This is a genomic window from Endozoicomonas sp. ONNA1, assembly GCF_024606325.1.
GTDB lineage: Bacteria > Pseudomonadota > Gammaproteobacteria > Pseudomonadales > Endozoicomonadaceae > Endozoicomonas_A.
This window is the reverse complement of record NZ_JAHHPN010000456.1, coordinates 1-1,923: the sequence shown is the minus strand read 5'-3', so window position 1 is coordinate 1,923 and position 1,923 is coordinate 1. Positions and strand designations below refer to the sequence as shown.

Sequence of the window (1,923 nt, the reverse complement as noted above, 5' to 3'; positions counted from 1 at the left end):
CCGACTGCGTGAAAGCTCTGGTCGAAGCCAGGGCGGATCTCAACGCCCAGACTAAAGATGGCAACACCCCGCTGTTCACCTTAGCCCAGAGGGGCGAGACCGACTGCCTGAAAGTCCTGATCATCGCCGGGGCGGATCTTGACACGCCTACCAAGGATGGCGCCACCCCGCTTTGCATCGCAGCTGAGAAGGGCAATACCAGCTGCGTGAAAGCCCTGATCGAAGCCAAGGCAGATATCAACGCTCGGGCCAAGGGTGGTATTACCCCGCTGTTCATCGCTGCCCAGAGAGGCAATACTGACTGCGTGAAAGCCCTGATCGAAGCCAGGGCGGATCTCAACGCCCAGACTAAGAATGGCGCTACCCCGCTAATCATCGCTGCTGCGAGAGGCCATACCGACTGCGTCAAAGCCCTGGTCGAAGCCAGGGCGGATCTCAACGCCCAGACTAAGGGTGGCACCACCTCGCTGATCATCGCTGCTGCGAAAGGCCGTACCGACTGCGTGAAAGCCCTGATCGAAGCCAAGGCGGACCTCAACGCCCGGACCAAGGATGGCGCCACAGCGCTGATCATCGCTGCACAAAATGGCCATACCGACTGCGTGAAAGCCCTGATCAAAGCCGGGGCGGATCTCAACGCTGCCTTGTCGGATGGCACCACACCGCTTTTCACTGCTGCAGCGAAAGGCCATATCGACTGCGTGAAAGCCTTGGTCGAAGCCAGGGCGGATCTCAACGCCCGGACTGAGCGTGGCGCCACCTCGCTGTTCATGGCTGCACAGAATGGCAATACAGACTGCGTGAAAGCCCTGATCGAAGCTAAGGCGGATCTCAACGCCGCCTTTCCGGATGGCACCACCGCGCTGTATATCGCAGCCGAGAAGGGCAATATCGACTGCGTGAAAGCCCTGATCGAAGCCAGGGCCAATCTCAACCCCCGGACAGAGGATGGTGCCACCCCGCTGTTCTCCGCTGCTGCAAAAGGCAATACCGACTGTGTGAAAGCCCTGATCGAAGCCAGGGCGGATCTCAACCCCCCAACTGAGAATGGCGCCACCCCACTGATCATCGCTGCTGCGAGAGGCCATACCGGCTGTGTGAAAGCCCTGCTCGAAGCCAAGGCGGCTCTCAACGCCCAGACCAAGAATGGTGCCACCTCGCTGTTCATGGCAGCACAAGAAAATCAGACCGACTGCGTGAAAATCCTGATCAAAGCAGAGGCGGATCTCAACGCTGCCTTGTCGGATGGTACCACCCCGCTGTTCATTGCTGCCCAGATGGGCAATACCGACTGCGTAAAACTTCTGATCAAGGCCGAAGCGGATCTCAACGCCGCCAGAACCATAGACGGCTCCACCCCACTGACCATCGCTACCGAGATGAATAATATTGACTGCGTAAAAGCCCTGATCGAAGCCAGGGCGAACCTCAACGCCCAGACTCATTACAGCCGCAACGCTCTGTTCATCGCTGCTGCAAGAGGCTATACCGACTGCGTGAAAGCCCTGATCGAAGCCAAGGCGGATCTCAACGCCCCAACTGAGGATGGCGCCACCCCGCTGTTCATCGCAGCACAAGTCAATAACACCGACTGCGTGAAAATCCTGATCGAAGCCAAAGCGGATATCAACGCTCCGACTAAGGAGGGTGTCACCCCGCTGTTTATCGCTGCCCTGCAAAACAACATTGACTGCCTGAAAATTCTGATTAACGCCGGAGCGAATCTCAACGCCCGAAGTAAGGATGACGCCACCCCGCTGTTCAAAGCTGCTGAGAAAGGAAATACTGACAGCGTAAAAATCCTGATCAACGCTGGGGCGGATCTCAATGCCGTCAGAATTGAAGACGGCGCCACTGCGCTGTCCATCGCAGCCAGAATGGGCAAGACCGACATTGTGGAAGCATTGACCAAGGCCGGGGCAA

1 protein-coding gene is annotated in these 1,923 nt (G+C 57.8%); it reads left to right on the top strand.

Features of this window, described 5'->3' with window-relative positions:
• Positions 1 to 1,923, top strand: a 1,923-nt coding sequence (locus KDK19_RS10470) for an ankyrin repeat domain-containing protein (RefSeq protein ID WP_257291896.1), incomplete at both ends; no start/stop codon positions are given.